The sequence below is a fragment of the Citrobacter sp. Cpo015 genome (assembly GCF_030333035.1).
GTDB lineage: Bacteria > Pseudomonadota > Gammaproteobacteria > Enterobacterales > Enterobacteriaceae > Citrobacter > Citrobacter portucalensis.
In genome coordinates this window covers 443,763-462,202 of the sequence record NZ_JAOWGS010000019.1, presented here as the reverse complement: position 1 = coordinate 462,202, position 18,440 = coordinate 443,763, and the positions used below count along the sequence as shown (strand labels likewise).

At 54.7% G+C, this 18,440-nt stretch carries 25 protein-coding genes; 1 reads left to right on the top strand and 24 read right to left on the bottom strand.

Annotation, left to right across the window (positions count from 1 at the left end):
- Positions 1 to 377: 377 nt before the first annotated feature.
- From OGY67_RS02275 to OGY67_RS02210, 14 genes are all read right to left on the bottom strand, one after another.
- On the bottom strand, positions 378 to 599 hold the full coding sequence (locus OGY67_RS02275; protein ID WP_047090157.1) for a DNA-binding transcriptional regulator: 222 nt from the start codon (positions 597 to 599) through the stop codon (positions 378 to 380).
- Positions 600 to 674: 75 nt separating this feature from the next.
- Positions 675 to 1,844 (bottom strand): phage late control D family protein, encoded by a 1,170-nt coding sequence (locus OGY67_RS02270; RefSeq protein WP_208744070.1) that lies wholly within the window; start codon positions 1,842 to 1,844, stop codon positions 675 to 677.
- On the bottom strand, positions 1,841 to 2,305 hold the full coding sequence (locus OGY67_RS02265) for a phage tail protein (protein ID WP_286573325.1): 465 nt from the start codon (positions 2,303 to 2,305) through the stop codon (positions 1,841 to 1,843). The genes OGY67_RS02270 and OGY67_RS02265 overlap by 4 nt, the downstream gene beginning before the upstream one ends.
- Before the next feature lie 13 nt (positions 2,306 to 2,318).
- On the bottom strand, positions 2,319 to 4,760 hold the full coding sequence (locus OGY67_RS02260) for a phage tail tape measure protein (RefSeq protein WP_286573323.1): 2,442 nt from the start codon (positions 4,758 to 4,760) through the stop codon (positions 2,319 to 2,321).
- Positions 4,750 to 4,908 carry a GpE family phage tail protein gene (locus tag OGY67_RS02255; protein WP_306308100.1) on the bottom strand — a complete coding sequence of 53 codons (159 nt, stop codon included), beginning with the start codon at positions 4,906 to 4,908 and terminating at the stop codon, positions 4,750 to 4,752. Before OGY67_RS02255 ends, OGY67_RS02260 begins: the two co-directional genes overlap by 11 nt.
- Positions 4,905 to 5,219 (bottom strand): phage tail assembly protein, encoded by a 315-nt coding sequence (locus OGY67_RS02250; RefSeq protein ID WP_099530295.1) that lies wholly within the window; start codon positions 5,217 to 5,219, stop codon positions 4,905 to 4,907. The genes OGY67_RS02255 and OGY67_RS02250 overlap by 4 nt, the downstream gene beginning before the upstream one ends.
- 53 nt (positions 5,220 to 5,272) lie before the next feature.
- A complete protein-coding gene (locus OGY67_RS02245; protein WP_286573321.1) occupies positions 5,273 to 5,791 on the bottom strand; it encodes a phage major tail tube protein in 519 nt (172 codons plus the stop codon).
- Positions 5,792 to 5,803: 12 nt separating this feature from the next.
- Complete coding sequence (locus OGY67_RS02240) at positions 5,804 to 6,997, bottom strand: phage tail sheath protein (protein ID WP_127791819.1); 1,194 nt, start codon at positions 6,995 to 6,997, stop codon at positions 5,804 to 5,806.
- Between the two features lie 135 nt (positions 6,998 to 7,132).
- The gene (locus OGY67_RS02235; RefSeq protein WP_286573318.1) at positions 7,133 to 7,711 is read right to left on the bottom strand and encodes a tail fiber assembly protein; all 579 of its coding nucleotides are present in this window, start codon (positions 7,709 to 7,711) and stop codon (positions 7,133 to 7,135) included.
- Entirely contained in the window at positions 7,711 to 9,537 is a 1,827-nt protein-coding gene (locus OGY67_RS02230; protein ID WP_286573316.1) for a phage tail protein, read from the bottom strand. The genes OGY67_RS02235 and OGY67_RS02230 overlap by 1 nt, the downstream gene beginning before the upstream one ends.
- A gap of 10 nt (positions 9,538 to 9,547) precedes the next feature.
- A complete protein-coding gene (locus OGY67_RS02225) occupies positions 9,548 to 10,078 on the bottom strand; it encodes a phage tail protein I (protein WP_275163078.1) in 531 nt (176 codons plus the stop codon).
- Complete coding sequence (locus tag OGY67_RS02220) at positions 10,071 to 10,979, bottom strand: baseplate assembly protein (RefSeq protein WP_286573310.1); 909 nt, start codon at positions 10,977 to 10,979, stop codon at positions 10,071 to 10,073. The genes OGY67_RS02225 and OGY67_RS02220 overlap by 8 nt, the downstream gene beginning before the upstream one ends.
- A 5-nt stretch (positions 10,980 to 10,984) precedes the next feature.
- Positions 10,985 to 11,335: a GPW/gp25 family protein gene (locus OGY67_RS02215; protein ID WP_286573305.1), complete on the bottom strand. Its 351-nt coding sequence runs from the start codon at positions 11,333 to 11,335 to the stop codon at positions 10,985 to 10,987.
- Positions 11,332 to 11,973: a phage baseplate assembly protein V gene (locus OGY67_RS02210; protein ID WP_286573303.1), complete on the bottom strand. Its 642-nt coding sequence runs from the start codon at positions 11,971 to 11,973 to the stop codon at positions 11,332 to 11,334. Before OGY67_RS02210 ends, OGY67_RS02215 begins: the two co-directional genes overlap by 4 nt.
- 234 nt (positions 11,974 to 12,207) lie before the next feature.
- On the opposite strand from OGY67_RS02210, the gene OGY67_RS02205 reads away from it, so the two are divergent.
- On the top strand, positions 12,208 to 13,557 hold the full coding sequence (locus tag OGY67_RS02205) for a DUF4145 domain-containing protein (protein ID WP_198801959.1): 1,350 nt from the start codon (positions 12,208 to 12,210) through the stop codon (positions 13,555 to 13,557).
- Between the two features lie 68 nt (positions 13,558 to 13,625).
- Here the strand turns inward: OGY67_RS02205 and OGY67_RS02200 are convergent, their stop codons facing one another.
- The 10 genes from OGY67_RS02200 to OGY67_RS02155 all read right to left on the bottom strand — a co-directional run bounded on the left by OGY67_RS02200 (position 13,626) and on the right by OGY67_RS02155 (position 18,396).
- Entirely contained in the window at positions 13,626 to 14,078 is a 453-nt protein-coding gene (locus tag OGY67_RS02200; protein WP_198801958.1) for a phage virion morphogenesis protein, read from the bottom strand.
- Positions 14,071 to 14,538, bottom strand: a complete 468-nt coding sequence (locus tag OGY67_RS02195; protein WP_198801957.1) for a phage tail protein — start codon at positions 14,536 to 14,538, stop codon at positions 14,071 to 14,073. The genes OGY67_RS02200 and OGY67_RS02195 overlap by 8 nt, the downstream gene beginning before the upstream one ends.
- The gene (gene lysC, locus OGY67_RS02190) at positions 14,501 to 14,746 is read right to left on the bottom strand and encodes an Rz1-like lysis system protein LysC (protein WP_233097469.1); all 246 of its coding nucleotides are present in this window, start codon (positions 14,744 to 14,746) and stop codon (positions 14,501 to 14,503) included. Before lysC ends, OGY67_RS02195 begins: the two co-directional genes overlap by 38 nt.
- Entirely contained in the window at positions 14,646 to 15,059 is a 414-nt protein-coding gene (lysB, locus tag OGY67_RS02185) for an Rz-like lysis system protein LysB (protein WP_198801956.1), read from the bottom strand. Before lysB ends, lysC begins: the two co-directional genes overlap by 101 nt.
- On the bottom strand, positions 15,056 to 15,565 hold the full coding sequence (locus OGY67_RS02180; protein ID WP_198801955.1) for a lysozyme: 510 nt from the start codon (positions 15,563 to 15,565) through the stop codon (positions 15,056 to 15,058). Before OGY67_RS02180 ends, lysB begins: the two co-directional genes overlap by 4 nt.
- The gene (locus tag OGY67_RS02175) at positions 15,549 to 15,770 is read right to left on the bottom strand and encodes a phage holin family protein (RefSeq protein WP_198801954.1); all 222 of its coding nucleotides are present in this window, start codon (positions 15,768 to 15,770) and stop codon (positions 15,549 to 15,551) included. Before OGY67_RS02175 ends, OGY67_RS02180 begins: the two co-directional genes overlap by 17 nt.
- Positions 15,761 to 15,964, bottom strand: a complete 204-nt coding sequence (locus OGY67_RS02170; protein ID WP_046276226.1) for a tail protein X — start codon at positions 15,962 to 15,964, stop codon at positions 15,761 to 15,763. The genes OGY67_RS02175 and OGY67_RS02170 overlap by 10 nt, the downstream gene beginning before the upstream one ends.
- On the bottom strand, positions 15,964 to 16,470 hold the full coding sequence (locus tag OGY67_RS02165; RefSeq protein ID WP_127791801.1) for a head completion/stabilization protein: 507 nt from the start codon (positions 16,468 to 16,470) through the stop codon (positions 15,964 to 15,966). Before OGY67_RS02165 ends, OGY67_RS02170 begins: the two co-directional genes overlap by 1 nt.
- Before the next feature lie 99 nt (positions 16,471 to 16,569).
- Positions 16,570 to 17,325, bottom strand: a complete 756-nt coding sequence (locus OGY67_RS02160) for a phage terminase small subunit (RefSeq protein WP_286573293.1) — start codon at positions 17,323 to 17,325, stop codon at positions 16,570 to 16,572.
- 3 nt (positions 17,326 to 17,328) lie between these two features.
- Positions 17,329 to 18,396, bottom strand: a complete 1,068-nt coding sequence (locus OGY67_RS02155) for a phage major capsid protein, P2 family (protein ID WP_286573291.1) — start codon at positions 18,394 to 18,396, stop codon at positions 17,329 to 17,331.
- Between the last annotated feature and the right edge of the window lie 44 nt (positions 18,397 to 18,440).

Here is an 18,440-nt window from a genome sequence, read left to right as displayed (position 1 = left end):
AAGTAATGCCACATCAGACAGGAAGAAGCCCTTACAAATCATTTTTTCAGGTTGTATAAATGAGATACCAGACACTTATTTTCGATTAATACCAATGTATTCTCATTAAATATTGTAAAATTTCTATGAAAACAAGGAATTGGCAAAGATGGATACTAAGAGAAGATTAAAGCGGGCTCTAAGTGCAATTGATGACGCCATGACCGTTTTGAAGCGTACACGCTCCAAGGTAGAGAATGGCCGTTCAGATATCAACAGGGCTATAAGTGAACTTGACGACGCAGAATCAAACATACGTAAAGCGATACGCGAACTACCGGACGATGTCTAATCGCGAAAATACAGAAAACCCCGCATTTGCGGGGTTTTCTTTTGGTTCACAGCCAGGGCATTTGATGCTGACCGGTCATCGTCGGGTGCGGCGGAGCCGGTACGACTTCCCCCGGCGAAACGATGAAGCGCTCAACGGTTTCAGTCGTGACAAAAGTACAACTGCAGTTGATGTTAGTGCACTGATGATACCGCTCTTTTGTGGTATCAGAAAAATAGCGACTCGTGCGGGCGTGAGCGGCGTAATGGCATTTCGGGCAGTGAAACATGATGAGCACCTCTGAGCGTTTTCAATACAGTGATCCTACTAATTTTATACTTATAAAACAAATATATACATAAAATTACTGCGCTATTTCCTCGCTCTCATACTCCACATCAGAAACCTTAACCTCAAGCTCTAAGCCCGTCGTGAAACCACTCCCGTTTAGACTGTGCACCACACGGCTGATTATCCACGCCTGTTCGTCTATCACGCGCTTAAAGCCTTTCACGGCCACCGGCGTTTCGGGAAATAAATCAGCCCGGCCAGTGGCAAGCGTAATGGAAAACTCCGCCACGCCCCGCTGTATCTTGTCCCACTTTGCCTGAGCCGCGCGCATGGCCTGCGCCTTTGTGGCATAGATGGTCGTGAGCTCAAGAACGTTGTCCGACTCTCCGGCCATATACTCACCTTCCCGCGCTTCCTGCTCTTTTTTCTTCTTAGCCTTTGCTGATGTTTTGGTGGCTTTCGGGTGCTGCAGCGCGCGCAGGTGCTGCTCTTTGGGTTTACGTTTGAGCTTCACCTTTTGCTTTTGTGGTTTCGGGTCTCTGGTATGCAACCATTTCGCCGTCACACCGGTGTACGCCTCCCGGTCTGCAATGGCGAACTGATGGCGGTCGCCGTCCCCACGCTCGACGGTCATTTGGGGGATCGGCTTACCACTGGCCGTCATCGCACTACCGGCTTTCAGGAATAATAATTTCCCGGCTTTCACCGACACTGATGCACCGTTACGCTCAGCAAGTCGGGACAAAAACGCCGCGTCGGATTCCTGCGTCTGGTCGATATGGGGAATAGCGATGGCTTTCAGGGCGTCAGCAACACTGGCCGTCAGCTTATTACGCTGCGCGATGGTCTCCACAATCACCCCGAGCGTGGTGTCGTGCCATGACTGCTCGCGCCGTGAGTTCAGCGAGCCGCGAAAATCGGCGCTACGTCCCCGGATGGTCAGCGTATCAGGCGCACCCCGGTGCTCGATTTCATCCACCGTGAAACTCCCCTTGTTGACCAGTGCGGAGCCCTGCCAGCCCAGCCACAGCGTCAGTGATGCCCCGCGCGGCGGCAGCTCGACCAGCCCGTCAGTATCATCGAGCGCGATATCGAGCTGGTCAGCCTCGAATCCGCGATTGTCGGTCATGGTCAGACCGATAAGCCGGTCGCTGAAATTCTGCGTGATATCCGCCCCGTCCAGCGTGAGCATATACGCAGGGGCAACACGCGCCCCAGCCTGAATATTCATTCCCGTTATCATCCTGCCAGCCCTCCCGCCCATTCACCGGCAGACGTGACCAGATTATCCGCCTGCGTTTTCAGGTCGCCATACATGGCCGCGAGCGACTCGTCGACGCGTTTCAGGGACAGAGTGAACTCGATTTTTCTCGCTGCGCCGTCGCTGAAAAGCTCGGTGTGGTTATGAGTCACTTTATCGATAACGTACATCCCGTGGATCATGCCGGTTCCGTCAATCAGCGGCCACGCACGCCCCTCATCGGCCATCAGCTCAATCGCCAGCAGCGACAGACGCCCGCCGGTGATTTCAGGGTACAGCGTCCCCGACAGGGTGCGTGAAGTTTCCCCCTCGCCGAGAAACTGATAAGCCGGTCGCCTGCCGATACGGTCATTGGACACCCACCGGTAGTCCTTCGAATACTGCATCGACTGATGCGGCAGGGTTCGCCGCTCAAACACAAAAAAGCCCAGCACCATTAACATTTTGCCCCCTCTCTCAGTCGAGTCTCATATTGGATCGCTGACGCGCACGCTTTTCACGGTCTAGTTTGTCGACGGCGTCGCGGAGCTGACGGTCAAGGTCGCCACCCGGCGCCCCCCCGCCCTGCAGTGTGATGTTGTATTCGCTTTTGCTCTGGTCGATATAAGAGCGACCTGCAGGCGCAGTGACCGGCTGATACGCCTGATACCCGCCATAACTCGCTGTCGCAGGGATATACCCGCCACCCGGTGAAGCCTTATCCGCGTTGGCTACAGTCTGGTCGAGGTCGGTCGATTCTTTTTTGATAACGCCGAGTTTCTCCAGCAGCCAGTCAACCTTGCCGCTCAGGCTGTTAAACAGGTTGAGCGGCGTCATCAGCGCATCAGCCAGCGCCTGACCAAACGCCACGCCGACATTTTTGCAACTGTCGAGCGTGTCCTGCGTGGCTTTCACCGGTGCAAGCAGGTCTTTAAACCACTGGCAGACAACGCCCAGCTTTTCCGCAATGGCATCAAACACCGGCGCGAGCGGGGAAAACATCGCCCCCACCGGTGCAAAGGCGGCTTTCAGCCCCTCCACCACCCCCGAGAAAAATGCGCCAATCGGCTCCCAGTATTTACGGATGAGCAGCGCCCCGGCCACCACCGCCCCGGCAACCGCCAGCACCGGCAGGCTGATTGCGCCAATAGCCGTGACAATCGCGCCGCCGACCGTACTGAAAACCACACCGAGCACGCCAGCCGCCGCAATGATGGCATTAATCCCCATCACCACCGGCCATGCGATAAGGCCAATCCCGCCCATCACACCAATAAGCGCCAGCGCCCCCCCGACCACCACGCCGAGGGTGGTCGCCAGCCCCTTATTTTTCTGGATCCAGCCGTCGAGTCTGAGCACATACTGCGTGGCCGTCTGCGTCAGCTTACGCAGTGAGCCCTCCTGCTGGTCAAACAGGTCAGTCCCGACCGCCTCATAGGCTGACTGAAATTCTTTGAAGTCGCCGCCGAGGTTATCCTGCATAACCTTAACCAGCTCCTCAGTCTTGCCGTCCGAGGCTTTAAAAGCGGCGGTGAGCTTATCGAGCTTGCCGGTTGAGGCCGCCGTCATCAGCACGGCGGCCGCCGAGCTGGCCTCCTCCCCGAAAATGGTTTTCATGTATTCCGCGCGCTGACCCGTCCCGAGATTATTTTTCTCAAAACTGCGCTGCATTTCTTTCAGGATGGAAAATATCGGGCGCGTGTTGCCCTTGCTGTCGGAGGTTTTCACCCCGAGCTCTTTGATGGCGTCGTAGGCTTTGCCGGTCGGTGCCTGCAGGCGACTCATAACAGCACGGCTTCCCGTTCCCGCCATCGAGCCGGTGATTTTTGAATCGTGCAGCGCCCCCACCATCGCGGCGGTTTCCTCGATACTCACCCCGGCATTTTTCGCCACCGGCGCGGCATAGGTCAGCGCATCGCTCATCCCGTCAAAATCGGCGGCGGTTTTGTTCATCGTCATCGAGAGAACATCACCAATATGCGCGACCTTGTCATTTGAGAGCTGAAACGCTGATTTCATCCCGGTCAGCAGCGCGGCGTTCTCTTCCATCGTGCGCTTGTTGGACAGCGCCATATTCAGCGTGACCGGCGTCGCCGCCTGAATGGCCGCCGCATCCCCGCCACTTTTGGCGATAATAATCTGCGCCCCCGCCGCATCATCGGCAGAGGCCGCTGTATTGTCCCCGAGCTGGCGAGCCTGTTTGCGCAGCGCCTGCATTTCGGGTGACTGTTTGTCGACACCGAGCACCGCCTGCAGCTCTGAGTTCTTCTGCGCAAATTCATAGCCCGGCATCAGCAGCTTAACCCCGGCCATCGTTCCCGCCGTCGCAATACCGACACCGGCAGCGCCCGCCGCCGCCGCATTACCGGCCAGTGATTTACCGGCCTGATACCGCTCTTTCACCCGGCTTAACTTCGCCTGCTGTGCGCTGACTTTCGCCAGTGCCTCGCGCTGACGGTTAAGCTGGGCGGTGGTTTCAGCGATGCGGGATTTAAGCCCCCGCTCATCATTTGCCAGATTACGGGTATTAATTCCCGCCGCACCGAGCTCGCGCTGCTGGCGCTTTACTGACTCCGTGAGGCTGTTGTATTTCGTCTGCAGCCCTTCGGCGGCGCGCTTTGCGGATTCAAGCACCTGCGCCTGCGCGCGCGTCGGGCGCTCCGTGTTTTTAAACTGCGTGGCGAGTGCTTCGGCTTCCTGTTTCGCTTTATCAAGCGCGTGACCGGTCACGGCAAGCTGTGCGCTGGCTTTTCGGAATCCGTCGATACGGGATGCCTGCGCATTCAGCTCGCGCAGGCTTTTCTGTGAGGTGCGGATATCACCGGACAGGGATTTGCTGGCGTTCTGAATCGCTTTGAGCGGTCGGCTTGCCCGGTCGACGGCATTCAGCAACACCTCGATTCTGACGTTATTGCTCATGATGGTTTCCGCTTCGTTGCAGCGCCTTGTCGCGCCATGTCAGGAGCTCGGTCACGCTCAGGGAATGTAACTCTGATGGCGGCCAGTGGAAAATCACCGCGATATCCGCCATCAGGTCATCGACCGACAGGTTTTTCGGAAAGGTCAGCGACCCGAAGCAGGCGACAAAAAACCGACCACCTTACCGGCCAGCGAAATCAGATCAGACGCATCAAGACGCGTGACCTCGTGCTCGGTCAGGGCGGGATACGTCATGCGTGGCAGCACTTTAATCAGCGCATCAACGTCGGAATTCGCCAGCGAGGCCAGCGACACCCCGCGCAGGGTTCCGGCATTCGGTTTGGTCAGCGTGACCTGTTCAATTTTCTGCTCACCGCGCATCAGCGGGGTATCAAAAATCACCATATTCGGATTGACGGTTTCAGTGTCAGCAACGGCAGTTTCATTGATATTTTTCATGGGTATTCTCATCAGTAAAAGGGACCGGCCAGCCTCACTGACCGGGTAAGGGATTACAGGCCAATCGCCCTGCGGTGCTCTGCCAGACGGTCGACGCCGTCGACTTTCAGCACCATGTTAACGACGTCAATCTCGATGACTTCGCGGCCATCAATCGTGAGCTGGTAATAGGCGCACTCGGTCGACATTTTGGTCGTGCCGCTTTCGCCCTGCCTGTTCTCACCGCCGTCATATTCTTTGTGACGGCCACGCATCACCACCTCGACGGCAGAAATCGCGCCAGTGTCATCACGCTGGAAAGAGCCGGTAAAGCGCAGCGGCACACTGTCAGCGCCCGGCGAGGCATACTGCGCCCACAGTTCAACGTCAGGCAGACCGCCGAGCGTCCATTCCAGCGACAGCGCGTCGTCATCGAGGCCGAGGTCAATTGATACCGCGCCCGGCATCCCGCCGCCGCGATATTTCTCCAGCTTGCGGGTCAGCTTGGGCAGGGTGACGGACTCAACGACGCCCATGTAGCTGAGGCCATCGTTGAACATATTCAGGTATTTAAGTTTGCGGGGTAACGCCATGCTCTGAGCTCCTTAGCTGTTGACCGAGTCTGACAGATTCGCCAGATAGGTATCGGTGATGCGCTGGCGCAGGGTCAGGTTCTCCAGCGGCGGGACGGGGGTGTAGTCATAATCGATATACAGTTTCCCGACTTTCAGGGTCGCCGTCTCGTTTGACTCCGGGTCATACCAGCAGGAGCCGTCAACGATATACCCGTTATTTTTCAGCTCGCGGAATTTGGCATTGATACCCGATACGATGTCGCGAATGAGGGTCGGGGTAATGGGTTTATCCATCGCCCACGCATGCGCCTCCGCCATCGTGTCGGCCAGTACCTGCGCGGTGCGGGTGTAGTTCTCATACAGGAAAAGCGGGTCATCTGAGCAGGTGCGGTTTCCCCAAAACTTGAAACCGTCATTGCGGATAAGCGTCGTAACACCGGCTTTGTTAAGCAGGTTGGCGTCGGTCGCGGGCTCCTGCAAATCCCACGACACAGAGGCGCTGACGCCGGTGACGCCATTCACGCCGACGTTTGACAGGGTTTTATGCCAGCCGACGGTCTGGTCAATTTTGGCACGCAGACCGAGCGCGCGCGCCGTTGCCCAGGCTGTCGCAGTCTCATTCGCCGTGGTGTCCCATGCCAGAAAATCAGGGAAGATAACCATCAGCTCACGCTGGCTGAAATTCTCGCGGTAGTTGATGGCGTCAGAAATGGTTTTGCAGCCCCACGCGCTGACATAGCCAAACGCGCGCAGGCTCTGGCAGGTGGACGCGAGCGCCGTCGCCACTTCCTGCGTATCCAGACCCGGCACGCCGAGAATGCGCGGCTTCACGCCGGTGACGGTCTGCGCCGCCAGCAGCGCTTTCAGGCCGGTATATTTGCCGTTTTCATCTGTCGTGCCAATGATGTTGGAAATGGTTTGTTTCTTCCCGGCCTCCGGGTCATCCGGGTCTTCTGCACCTTCGGCCACGCGCACGGCCACAATGACCGGCTTACACTGGTCAGCGATGGCCTGCAGGGACGTCGACAGCGTCCCCTTTTTGCCCGCCTTGCCGATAGCGCTTTGTACGTTGGTAATGAGCACCGGCTCATTGAGGGGAAATGTCTTTTCGTCAGCATCACTGGCCGTGCAGACCATGCCGATGATGGCCGTTGAGACGGTGGAAATGGTGCGCACGCCATCGTTAATCTCGATGACCTCTACGCCATGATGAAAATCACTCATCCGTTTAACTCCGTGGTTAAGGGTGAGTGTATTTTCTGTTGTGTGGTGACGGCGGGCTATTTGTCAGGGTTGGATAAGGTCTGACACAACCGGAGGCAGGAAAGCGCGGGCAACCGCCCGCCTGAGTGATGCCGGTTATGCGGGCAGTTCCGGCCATGTGATATCGGGTGCATCTTCGGGTTTGACCCTGTTGAGCATGACGCGATACTTTTTCCATGCGAGTAAACGCGCCGCTTCGTCTTCCGTTGCCATATCCAGATCAACGGCATCCTGCAGCGGGGCAATCGCCGATGTTGCAATCATCAGCAGGTTTGCTTTTTCCTGCGCCGCCTGCCCCTGACGAAATGTTTTTTCCGCTTCGACATCGTGGATCCACTTAGCACCATCCCATTTTACATACTCCCCGTCAGGTGCAACCGACACAACGTTATCAGGCAGAGCACCCAGCTTTTCAATAACAGCGGGCTTGCCGGTGCTGATGTCATAAACGGTTGTCCCGCGGTGGTCTTCCACCCGCGACCATTTATTAGCCTGAGCATCGAAAACAGCCACAAAACCCGCCGTCACTTTTGGGGGCGCAATATCGGTGCTGTAGGCAGGCAGACCTGTATTAGCCGGAATAAAGCCATCCCCTTTACCGATAAACTCATTCGTGGCAGATGACAGGTTGTAAATCGTAATAACCCGGTTGGTGCTGGTCATTTTAAAAGCCATTATGCAAGCCTCACTAAATAATTAAATGCGGTGTTTTTTACGGTGTTTTCAGCCTGACCCGAGGGCGAAACGGTCACGCCGTGACTGTGCGCACCAATGTAGACAGAGTGAGCATGCGCCCCTATCCCCACAACGTGATCATGCGCACCAATGCCGACGGCGTGAGCGTGGTCGCCGACGCCACCAACAGCCCCCCAGTTTGTCCTGTCAGAGCCGGTATTGGACATGGCAACAACATCCCCCGCCTGACCGAACTGCGTTCGCCCGGAAATCGGGTGGTTGTGTGCGCCCGCGCCGGTTGTGGATTTTGTGCCATAGTCAAAGACCGATACCGGTTTGGTTCCGTAATCAAATCCGGTGGTGTCCCGGTTTCCGAGGTCGGTACTTGCGACCGTTGCGCCGTGGTCGTGCCACTTAATGCCGTCCAGCTCCTGAGACAGGACCGCACGACTATCAGGTCTGCCCTTTATCGTCTGGCCGCGCATATCTGGAATAACGCCAGAGGGATACGCCACAGCCAGCAACGGATAGACTGATTTATCAAAAGGTTGTCCCTGCATTAAGGCGTGAGCGGGTGGAACGGTATCGGATGGCCACGGAATCGGCGCACCGACAGGAAAAGCATCATCGGGTGTCCACGTCGTCCACGGCTGCGTGGAATATTTGCTCCGCGAATAGCTTCGGGAACTGCTGTACACGCGATAAACCTGCGTTATCCCTGCGCCCTTTAACACCATCAGCGAACCGGCATTATTTTCCGGGTAATGCAGCGCAGCACTGGTATTGGCATTTGCAGGTTGAAAATACAGACCCGGCGTCTGGTAATTATCCAGATTCTGGTCAGCACCAAGCTCAATGCACTGACCGTCAAAAATATCCTGTGACGTGACGCTGATATCACCGGCCAGCGAATGTCCGTTAACTTTTCGCTCAGACGGGACGCGACCATTCGCATTATCATTCACCGCCTTAACCGCTTTCGGTGTCGCGGCGAGGGTCTCAGATGTGCTGTCGGTGGCGCTGCTGAGTTTCACCAGACCTTTCTGCGCCGTGCTCGCGTCCTGAGCCGTATATTTACCATTAGCAAGGTCATACGCCGTCTTAATCGCTTTCGGCGTCGCGGCGAGCGCCTCAGACACGCTGTCGGTGGCGCTACTGAGCTGCACCAGACCTTTCTGCGCCGTGGTCGCGTCCTGAGCCGTATATTTACCACTGGCGAGGTCATACGCCGCCTTAACCGCTTTCGGCGTCGCTGCGAGGCTCTCAGACGTGCTGTCGGTGGCGCTACTGAGTTGCACAAAGCCTTTTTCTTTCAGCGTGGCGTCAGGATGCCTGCGGGACTGCTCATGCTCTGCCAGCTTGTCGTCAACATAATCCTGCGTCGCCATGACCGTTGTCGCGTCAATGGACAGCTCCACTGAGGCGATACTGCTGACAATAATCACCATGCGACAGGTCTGCGCACGCCCCGAGCCCTCCGCCAGCTCCGGCTTGTAGCTCTCCGCCATATTGGCAACGGCTATCAGCGTGCCTGCGTCATCATACAGACCCAGCTCACGCATCCAGAAGCCGCCCACCTCGGGAGGAATGACCAGCTCCGCAACGATATAGTTTTTATTTTTGTTATCCTGGCTGATTTTATTCAGCGCATGACGCCAGACTTCATTGATGAGCTTTACCTGCCCGACGTTCGGCTCCGGCAGTGCGCCGCCGCCATCACCGACGGCCATCGCGGTAAGGTTCACTTTTTTACCACCCGGCACCGTCGCCGCCGCCAGTTTTGCAGCTCCGGCAGTGGTAATGATTGTTTTAAATTTCGTGCTCATTATTCCTCACTCATCCGGGATAAACCGTAATAATGTCGCCGTCATACACCACACCACCGACATACATATGACCGGGTATGTCCTGGATAATATTCAGACCAATCAGATGACGGCTGGCAGGCTTCGCATCCGCAATCAGGCGCTCCATTTCAAAATACATTTCCTCAGTGATACCGCTTTCCAGCACACCGATATCAAGCCGGAATGTGCCGGGCGGCTCGCTGGTCTCCCACCATTCCGTGACGTTGATGACATAGCCGAGCGGCTCCACCACCCGACGAACAGCGCCGATAGTGCCTTTGTGGCAGTGAATAAAGTACGCATCACGGATGACGGCGCGCTTCGTTTCTTCCGGCCAGTTCTCATCCCAGCGGTCGACAGAAAACGCCCACGCCAGCCACGGCAGCAAATTTGCCGGGCAGGTGTCAGGGCTCCACAGACGACGCAGCGGGACGGGGGTGTTTTCTATATCCGCGCAGGCACGCGCCGCCGCCACCTCAAGCGGTGACGAGCCCACCGGCAGCAGACGGGTATCACTCATCCGAGCCCCCGATCACAATGCTGTAATCAGTGCAAAATGACGCCTGCGCACTGCTGAGCACAAGGTCAGCCACCGGCGCGGCCAGCTCCACACGCTGGACACCCTCGACATGCAGCGCGGCATAAATGGCAGACAGGCGAATGTCACGCCCGAGGCGGTGCTGCGCACTGATATAGCCCTCCAGCTTTTTCACGGCAGCGGCGCGAATGGGTTCACTCTCGGGACCGGGATAGAGATAAAGCGAGGCGGTTATCTGGTATTCAACAATGTCGGCTGACTGCACCGTCACACGGTCTGCGACCGGCCTGACATCTTCGGCGTTAAGTGCGTTACGTACCACGGCGAGCAGCTCATCAGAGGCGACGCCGTTGTTTTCACGCGACAGCACAGAAATCGTCACACAGGCGGGTGACGGGCTGGTCACTGAGATATCTGCGACCCGCCCGTCAGCGCTGCGACCATGGAACTGATAAGCGCCGACAGACCCGGCCACGCTCATTCCTTCAAATGCCTGCTGAACGCGCAGACGGTAATCGGTGTCCGACTCCATAACGGCAGGTGTGGGCGGCAGCGTGGTCTCATCTGCAGGCGTGATAACAAGACGCCCGACGCTGAAATTTGCGCCGATATTATCGAGGTCATTACCGGCGGCATACGCCAGCATGACCGCGCGCGCCGATTCATTCACGCGCTGACGCCAGATAACCTCCCGGTAAGCATTCTCCTGCAGCAGCTTAACAATCGGCTCAGATTCAAGCGTCAGCGTGCGCGCAACCGCCTCCTGCTGTTCCTCCGGGTACAGTGAGACAAGCGTCGCCTTTCGCTCTGCCAGAATGGTTTCATAATCCAGCTCATCCACCACATCAGGCGCAGCGAGCAGGCTCAGGTCAACAATAGCCATAGTGTTTAACTCAGTGGAATGGTGATAGAAAAAGGCTGGCCTGACGCCGAGCGCGTGCCGGTGATATCGACATACATCGCGCCGTCATTCTCCCCGCGCTCAAAGGTGATAGTCGTCAGGCTGACGCGCGGCTCCCACTTCTGGATCGCGGAATAACACGCGGCCATAATCTGCAGGCGCAGTGCCGGGGTCTGCGGCTGGTCAGTCAGTGCCGACAGCAGCGAGCCGTATTCACGACGCATGACACGCGAGCCAACCGGCGTGACCAGAATGTCGCGCACGCTCTGCCTGATATGCTCAATCTCAGAAATACTGAGCCCGGTATGACTGTTCATGCCCAGATAGCTCGTTGTCATTTTGTCCCCTGCGTCCAGTTGTCACCGGCTTTAACGCCGCCGTGGCCGTGGTCATCCACCTGTACGCCGTTGGATTTAAACGTACCGCCGCCGTGCTCGATGTTGCCGCTCATCTTCCCGCCCTTTTGCACCTCAAGCGTGGCCGTGGTCAGTTTGTTGGTGCAGACCACCTCGGGGGTATCGAGCGTGATGCGGGTGGACGCTTTGACCAGTACCAGCGGCACCGTTGCGGTAATGGCGTCCGACGCGGTAACGTCAGCGGTTTTAATACCGCTCACCGTGAGCGCCCCGCTCTCGGGTTCGTACTCGATAACTGCCCCATCAGGAAAGGAAACGTGAAAGGCATCAGGCGAGGCCGACGGCGCGGGATGGTCATCAGAGAAAATACCGGGCAGCACAAAGGCGGTATCGAGCTCGCCACCAATGGCAAGAATGAGCACCTGCTCGCCAACCGAGGGAGCCCACCAGACCCGCGAGCGACCGGCGCGGCAGGTCAGCCAGTTTAACCAGGTGGTTTGCATCCCACCGGTCTGGACACGACAGAGCCCCTCATCGGGATTGACTGCGGTCACAATGCCGGTGCGGATAAGGTTTCGGATCGCGCGGGCGATATCCTGAATGGAATTTAAAGTATTCATGGGGAAAGGATGCCGCCGGGCAAGGCCTGCGGCAATCTGGCGAGGTTTTACCAGCCTTAGTACAACATAGAGTCGCCCTAAAACAATTCCAATCCGTGATTATAAAAATACTTTTAATAAACGAAATCACTATAATATAATTGATAAAATTCAAAATCATCTTAGTCGTTCATTGACAAATATTATTTTTTATGTAAAACAAGTAATTTCATTAACTTATAAAGAGAAAAGAACGTGGCTAAACTTAGAGACATGGAAGAGCTTATAGAAGAGATAGTTGATGTAAATATGAAATCATATATGCGAGAGGCGCTAACATGCTATATGACTGATGCCTATAGAGCTTGTATCGTAATGTCATTCATAGCAATATTTGAAGATATTTATGCAAAACTTGATGGTTTAGCAAAAACAAATTCAGTTGCAAGAGATATTTACAACCAAATAAAAAGACAGAGAGATGAACAAAAAGTTTTCGAAAGTGATTTACTAACAAGACTAAAAACAGCCCAAATAATATCAGAGTTAGACGCGGATTTTTTAGATGTACTACGAAAACTTAGAAACAAGGCAGCCCATCCATCAGGACATAAGCCAACCGCAGAAGAAGCGAGATACGTTTTTGCTGAAACAATCGATAGATTTTTAGCAAAACCTGTATTGTCGACAACACAAATTGCTGATCAGATCATCAAAAAATTGACTCATGCTTATATATTCCCAACTGTTTATATCACTGATCATGCTGAAATAGTTAATTTAGACGTTAAAACTTTGCATGAAGATGGTTACCACTACCTAATTAGTAAATTATTAATAGCTTTTTCAGATGTAAATGAACAAACAAAAATAAATGCCAGGAGATATATCCTCGGACTTACATACAAACCACTCAACGATAAAGTTTTATTGCAAATAAAAAAACAAGTTATCGAAGCAGGAAGCACAGATGAATCCAAACGAGACCTATTAATGAGTTGCATTTCTGCAAATAGTAACACTCTTTCAGAGCTAGAAAGCATGGTTTATGTAAGACTAAATGCAATGTTAGAGAAAACCATTAAACTCACAACCACTTCCGATCAACCTAACAAGTTAACCCATCCTGTATCAGTATTTATCAGCTTAGTAAAGGCTGGGGAGGAAATAGCCCTCAAACATTTTGATAAAAACATAACGACAATTATTGACAAATACAAATTCAATGAATACGTTTTAAAAAACGTAAAAAAACATTCATGGATACGGGATATTTTAATAAAATCAATATATGCGGAAGCCGGTTCAGATCAATTTGAAACTGCTAATAAATTTGCCGATTCAGCTTATTCTCACGATGAGGCATTATCAGAGTTACTTGATGAAAAAGAATGCTTCGAATTAATTCTCAATATTTATAAAGCATCAGAAATCGGAGCATTCTCTGCAATTAGACTGCGCAATGCCAAATTCACGCAACTGTCAAAGGTAAAGGAAAAGGCATTAAGCAAATCTACTGAGCATGAAATCGAATACGAAGAACTACTCAAAAAGATCGTACCAAAATACGAAAATCTAACTGATTTCCTTAGCATCGTAAGCTAAATAAAAACAAAATGGGAGGAGTATACTATCACACGCCTCCCAATAAAAACCTTTCACACCAAAAAAAGTTAATCTGAAAATATAAATTCAGTCAAAATCTTATCAATCATTTCTTTTTCACAACGCCCAACCCCTAATAAGATTCGCTCACTATACTTTATTTTCCGACTGTTATTACTAGGTTTATCTTTCAAACCATATTGATGAACTCGCGCTATACGCTGCACTTTGCCAGTAAACTCCACCACAGCAGTAGCATTGCGGCCACTGGCTTTCATGTAGCGACTCGTTCGCAGCTTCTGAAACATCGCCCGTTTTATTCGCCCTTTTTTCGCCCTGAGCGGTTGGCGTTTTCTGGCCTGATAAGGTGAGCCGTCAGGCGCTTTTTGCTGTTTGATGCGTTGCTGTTGCGATCTGCGCAGCTCCTTTGCGATTTCAGAGGCCAGCTTACGCCGACCCGCCGGTGATATTGCCGCGATCAACCCCGCAAGTTTGTCATCAAAAGGTTTAAATTCATTCATCCCACTTGCTCACCAGCTCGCCATTTATATACAACTCAGTAGGTCGCATCACCGGCTCGGGTAATGGCGGTTCAGGTGCATAGCTGACGTGCAGCGCTCCGTTTTCATCCCTGACGAGGGTGCGCTCAGTAAGCTGCAAGCTGATACTGATATCAACATTTTCCCCGTCATTTAAATCCATCTGGAATCGATAGCCCTTTTTGCGCCCCTCATCGAGCGTGCAGATATCCGGCTGGTTCTCACGCAGCCACGCCGCAACCGGCACGAAAATCAGGTCAGGGTCGCCCACAAAATCGCAGACGATCACATTCAGGGTGTAATTCTTTTCATGAGACAGTGAGGCCGCGAGACGCGCATCGATATTTCCCTCATCGGCAAAGATACGCATCATTTCGGGGTTGTTTTTTAGCTGTGGTACGGCGTCATTCAGCGCTTTGCGCAGGCTTTTCATTTTCTGCATCGATTTTATCCTGACAGTCTTTGATGGTTTCGACCTTAATCGCACAGGCGGTGAGCGCGTGCTCAAGCCTGCGAATATCGGCACTCAGATCACCGTTAGTGACGGGCTCACTTCCCGGCATCGGGCAGAGATTCACCTTCGGACAGGCGTTGTAAACAACGGGCGGCGGAGGCGCAGCCTGTTCGGATGTGCAACCGGCGCACAGCATCAGGCAGCTTATCGCTGTACCAGCGGCGTAACGTCTCGTTTTCATTCATCAGCCTCGTTATGGTTTCTTCCCGCTTAACCGCCTGATCACCGGCAACGGCCAGCTCATCGCCGAGCCTGACCTGCGCATCTTCATTCGCCCTGGCGATTCGCTGCGATACGGCAAGCTGATTTTTCAACATGCCAATAGTCGTCTTTTGCTCGCTGGCAACACGGTTCGCTTTCTCAAAGGAACGGGATAAATTCGCGTTATCGTGACGCAGCCACAGCACCACGACGAGCAGCCCGGCCAGCAGGATCACCAGCACTTTCATTGCATCCCCTTTACGCAGTAAGCCCGTTCCCGCGCGCGGCGGTTCTCCAGCCCTTTATTTTTTGTACCGTTGACATACACCCAGCGGGTGAGCTGGTCGCACGCCTGCCACCACTGATGACGTTTGATATACGAGACCAGCGTCGACCGGCAGGCCGCACCGGTTCCGACGTTAAACGCAAAACTGACCAGCGAGTCATAGACGCGCGGTGGCATATCTACCGGCACACAGACCGCGAGCCGTTGCTCGACGTTAAGCACATCGGCAACGAGATTCTCCGCCGCCTGTCGCTCTGTGATATCCCCTTTCGGGACCACCCCGGCAGTGTGGCCGATGCCCGCCGTCCACACTCCCGCGCTGCACTGGTAAGGTGTCAGGCGACATCCTTCGAGGTCGGCAATCAGTGCCAGCCCCTCGGGCGAGGTGTTAAGCAGACGAAAGTCAGGCATCAGCGCGGCCAGCGCCAGCACGGCGGCCACACTGCAGCGTTTAATGATTGAGCTCACGGGCAGCCTCCTTATCGAGTCCGAGTGAGGTCAGGTAGCGGTAGGTTTTGCGCTTAAACCAGTAATTCGTCAGCGCGGTAAAAATGGCGCAGGCACTCCCCACATAGAACGCCAGCTTTTCGGGGGACATCGCCCCGAAATACGCCAGCCCCGCGGCCAGCCAGTAAGCGATAAACGTCGTGATTTTTTCCACACTCAGTCCCATAAATTCACCGTCTCGGTTTTCGGGGCGCTGTCAGTTTCGGGCAGTTCAATTGCCGTGCCGTGCGGCAGAATAACGCCCAGCTCCGACAGCCCCGGATTCGCCTGCAGCACCGTTTCAACGACGCCCTCAGTGCGCCCGTAATACCGGGCGCAAATCGCATCGAGGGTGTCGCCCTGCATAGCCCTGACCTTCATCAGATTTGGCCGACAATACAGCGCGGCTTGTCCTGAATACGCGCCACAGACCAGCGCATATCCCGCCACAGCTCATCGATAACCGCCTCGGTGCTTTCCGCCTTACGGTCACCTTTCGCCGTCGCATCGATGCCGCGATAGCGCTCAAACAGCGTGGCACTGGTCATGGCGCAGACGGCGCGGAAATAATGGAAACAGCGCACGCTTTCGCCATCGATATCATCGGCTGGCACATCGGCCAGCGTGTTATGCCCTGCGGCCATTTGCTCAACCCGCCACAGGGCAAGCTCCGCATTGGTTTCAGCCATACCGGCTTTAATCGCATCATTCAGGCGCAGCGCGGAAACGGTCTGCTCCAGACGCATCAGCTCGCGCACACGCTTCGGATCCACATCAGGGAAAAAGAAGGTATTTTTTATTACCGGCTCGCTCACGTCCGGTGGTGGTATCACCACGCCCGGCACATCCTGCGGCTCTTTTTTTGGCTCAATAATCACTGTCGTCATGACAACCTCGGGTAATGGGTGGGCGGTGGACGCCGGTCGCAGTCAGGGCAATCAATACCCGCATTGACCGGCGTGCCGCCCGGCTCGGGGAGCGTTCTGTTAACCTGCGGCTTTTGCCGCTTTCGGGGGACGCCCGCGCCGTGCCGCCGGTTTAGCGGCAGGTTTGCGCGTGCGCGGTTTATTCTGTTTGGGTGCAGGTTCTGGTTTGGGTTTCAGCGCACGCTCGAGCTGTTCAATATCTTTTTTCACACCGACAGTTCGCTCTAACTGGATCGCACGCTGCAGGTGCGCCAGCGCGTCAGTCAGACGGCCAGCCTCACGCAGCACGTAGCCGGTAATTTTGTGCAGCTTCGCGCGCACGATATCCGGCATGTCTGCCCGTTCGGTCAGTGCAATGGTGTCGAGCAGGAGCTGCAGCCCGACAGGCTGTTTCGCATCGAGCAGGCGCTGCGCTGACAGGGCAACCTCTTCGGCGAGTAAATAAGGCGTGGTGCGGCGGTGGCCGCCGGTCGGCATGGTCAGGCCATAGGTCATCGCATAGCGGGCAATCTCCAGCGCACCGGCTATGTCATCCGCATCGAGACGCCACAGCATGACGGTCATGACAATGTCATCCTGTGCCCCTTTTCCGGCGCTGAGGACACCCGACACCCACGGCAGATAGAACGGCAGCAGTTCACGCTTTTTGTCTGCCTTGCGTTCATTGGAGCGGATTTGTTTTAACGTGCGACAGTCTGCGGCCAGCTTGACGAGCATCTGCTCATAGGCAGTTGCATTGCGCAGCGGAGCAGCAGCCCGCCGCGCAGTTTCAGAGGCCGAGACCCGCATCATGTGACGCGCTGCGGGACTCGTCATGGCTTATTCCCCGCTTTCCGGTGCAGCAGGTGCAGTGAAGTCACCGAGTTTGATGTTTTCAATCAGGCAACCGGCGGCGTAAGCCTCGACCACATAGTCAATATTCATCGACTCGTAGTTTTCGACGCGGTCTTTCTTCGGCTCCTCGATGATGGCGCGACGGTGTGCATCATCCATGAAGTAAATCGACAGGTTATCGAGGCGCGTCACCATCAGGGCATTCGCCGGGAAGTACGGCACGCGCACTGCAGGCAGGTTGCCGATACGCTTCTGGCTGATGATGATGTCAGCAGCCAGCGTTTCGCTGTTTTCCTGCGCTTTGTTGACCAGCGGGAAATATTTATCTGCCATCAGCTTACGGCCAGTGATAACGACGAGCTCCGGGTCATCCTGATAAATCTCATCAATCAGGTTGGTGGTCGAATCCATCACCAGCGCATCGAGGTTTTCATAGTCACCGTTTTTACCCACGCGGATCACATCGGAAATGACCTTGCCGTCATCATCGGTGACGTTGGACATCACGCGCGCAGCAGCTTCATTGCGGTATTTCTGCAGCCAGCCCACCGCGACATCCTGCAGCATCGGATTCGTTTTGCGGTTGGAGGTCTCCGCGCGGGTGATACCGTTGAAACCGGCCATGATGAAATCGAGCGACTGACGCTTGATAATCGCGTCGCGGATACGGGTCTGAAAGTCCTGAAAACGCGCCCACAGGTCGAGCTGTTTGTAACGGATATGGAAATCAAAGTTGATTTGCGCGCACTCGTATTTGTTGGATTCGAGCGCAGTGAAATCAGCGGTCTTACGCTCGTCATCGGCGGTGGTGTCCGTGGTGCTCGCAATCGTACCGTTGACGCCTACCCCGACTTTTTCGCCTTTCAGCTCGTCGACCGGCACGATATTGATTTTGGTCAGAAACGCGGATGACGCCTGCAGGGTGGTCATCAGGGTCTGTGTCACGGACGGCTCAACGGTGAATTTTTTCGCCACGTCATCGGTGTCGACGCCGTTCAGCTCCGCCACGCGGGACAGGTAAGCATTGAATTTAAAGCGGGTATCTTTACGCATTGTTATTCCTGTTTTTCTAAAAAGGGGCATCAGGCCGGGTGACG

Excerpts from the sequence above, each read along its gene's own strand:
- OGY67_RS02170 (WP_046276226.1), bottom strand. The coding sequence starts at position 15,964 with ATGAAGGTCAGGGCTATGCAGGGCGACACCCTCGATGCGATTTGCGCC.
- OGY67_RS02175 (WP_198801954.1), bottom strand. The coding sequence starts at position 15,770 with ATGGGACTGAGTGTGGAAAAAATCACGACGTTTATCGCTTACTGGCTG.
- OGY67_RS02215 (WP_286573305.1), bottom strand. The coding sequence starts at position 11,335 with ATGACAACGAGCTATCTGGGCATGAACAGTCATACCGGGCTCAGTATT.
- OGY67_RS02240 (WP_127791819.1), bottom strand. The coding sequence starts at position 6,997 with ATGAGTGATTTTCATCATGGCGTAGAGGTCATCGAGATTAACGATGGC.
- OGY67_RS02165 (WP_127791801.1), bottom strand. The coding sequence starts at position 16,470 with ATGACGACAGTGATTATTGAGCCAAAAAAAGAGCCGCAGGATGTGCCG.
- lysC (WP_233097469.1), bottom strand. The coding sequence starts at position 14,746 with ATGCTGTGCGCCGGTTGCACATCCGAACAGGCTGCGCCTCCGCCGCCC.
- OGY67_RS02235 (WP_286573318.1), bottom strand. The coding sequence starts at position 7,711 with ATGGCTTTTAAAATGACCAGCACCAACCGGGTTATTACGATTTACAAC.
- OGY67_RS02220 (WP_286573310.1), bottom strand. The coding sequence starts at position 10,979 with ATGGCTATTGTTGACCTGAGCCTGCTCGCTGCGCCTGATGTGGTGGAT.
- OGY67_RS02250 (WP_099530295.1), bottom strand. The coding sequence starts at position 5,219 with ATGAAAAATATCAATGAAACTGCCGTTGCTGACACTGAAACCGTCAAT.
- OGY67_RS02225 (WP_275163078.1), bottom strand. The coding sequence starts at position 10,078 with ATGAGTGATACCCGTCTGCTGCCGGTGGGCTCGTCACCGCTTGAGGTG.
- OGY67_RS02230 (WP_286573316.1), bottom strand. The coding sequence starts at position 9,537 with ATGAGCACGAAATTTAAAACAATCATTACCACTGCCGGAGCTGCAAAA.
- OGY67_RS02275 (WP_047090157.1), bottom strand. The coding sequence starts at position 599 with ATGTTTCACTGCCCGAAATGCCATTACGCCGCTCACGCCCGCACGAGT.
- OGY67_RS02270 (WP_208744070.1), bottom strand. The coding sequence starts at position 1,844 with ATGATAACGGGAATGAATATTCAGGCTGGGGCGCGTGTTGCCCCTGCG.
- OGY67_RS02245 (WP_286573321.1), bottom strand. The coding sequence starts at position 5,791 with ATGGCGTTACCCCGCAAACTTAAATACCTGAATATGTTCAACGATGGC.
- OGY67_RS02265 (WP_286573325.1), bottom strand. The coding sequence starts at position 2,305 with ATGTTAATGGTGCTGGGCTTTTTTGTGTTTGAGCGGCGAACCCTGCCG.
- OGY67_RS02160 (WP_286573293.1), bottom strand. The coding sequence starts at position 17,325 with ATGACGAGTCCCGCAGCGCGTCACATGATGCGGGTCTCGGCCTCTGAA.
- OGY67_RS02210 (WP_286573303.1), bottom strand. The coding sequence starts at position 11,973 with ATGAATACTTTAAATTCCATTCAGGATATCGCCCGCGCGATCCGAAAC.
- OGY67_RS02195 (WP_198801957.1), bottom strand. The coding sequence starts at position 14,538 with ATGCAGAAAATGAAAAGCCTGCGCAAAGCGCTGAATGACGCCGTACCA.
- OGY67_RS02155 (WP_286573291.1), bottom strand. The coding sequence starts at position 18,396 with ATGCGTAAAGATACCCGCTTTAAATTCAATGCTTACCTGTCCCGCGTG.
- OGY67_RS02260 (WP_286573323.1), bottom strand. The coding sequence starts at position 4,760 with ATGAGCAATAACGTCAGAATCGAGGTGTTGCTGAATGCCGTCGACCGG.
- OGY67_RS02200 (WP_198801958.1), bottom strand. The coding sequence starts at position 14,078 with ATGAATGAATTTAAACCTTTTGATGACAAACTTGCGGGGTTGATCGCG.
- lysB (WP_198801956.1), bottom strand. The coding sequence starts at position 15,059 with ATGAAAGTGCTGGTGATCCTGCTGGCCGGGCTGCTCGTCGTGGTGCTG.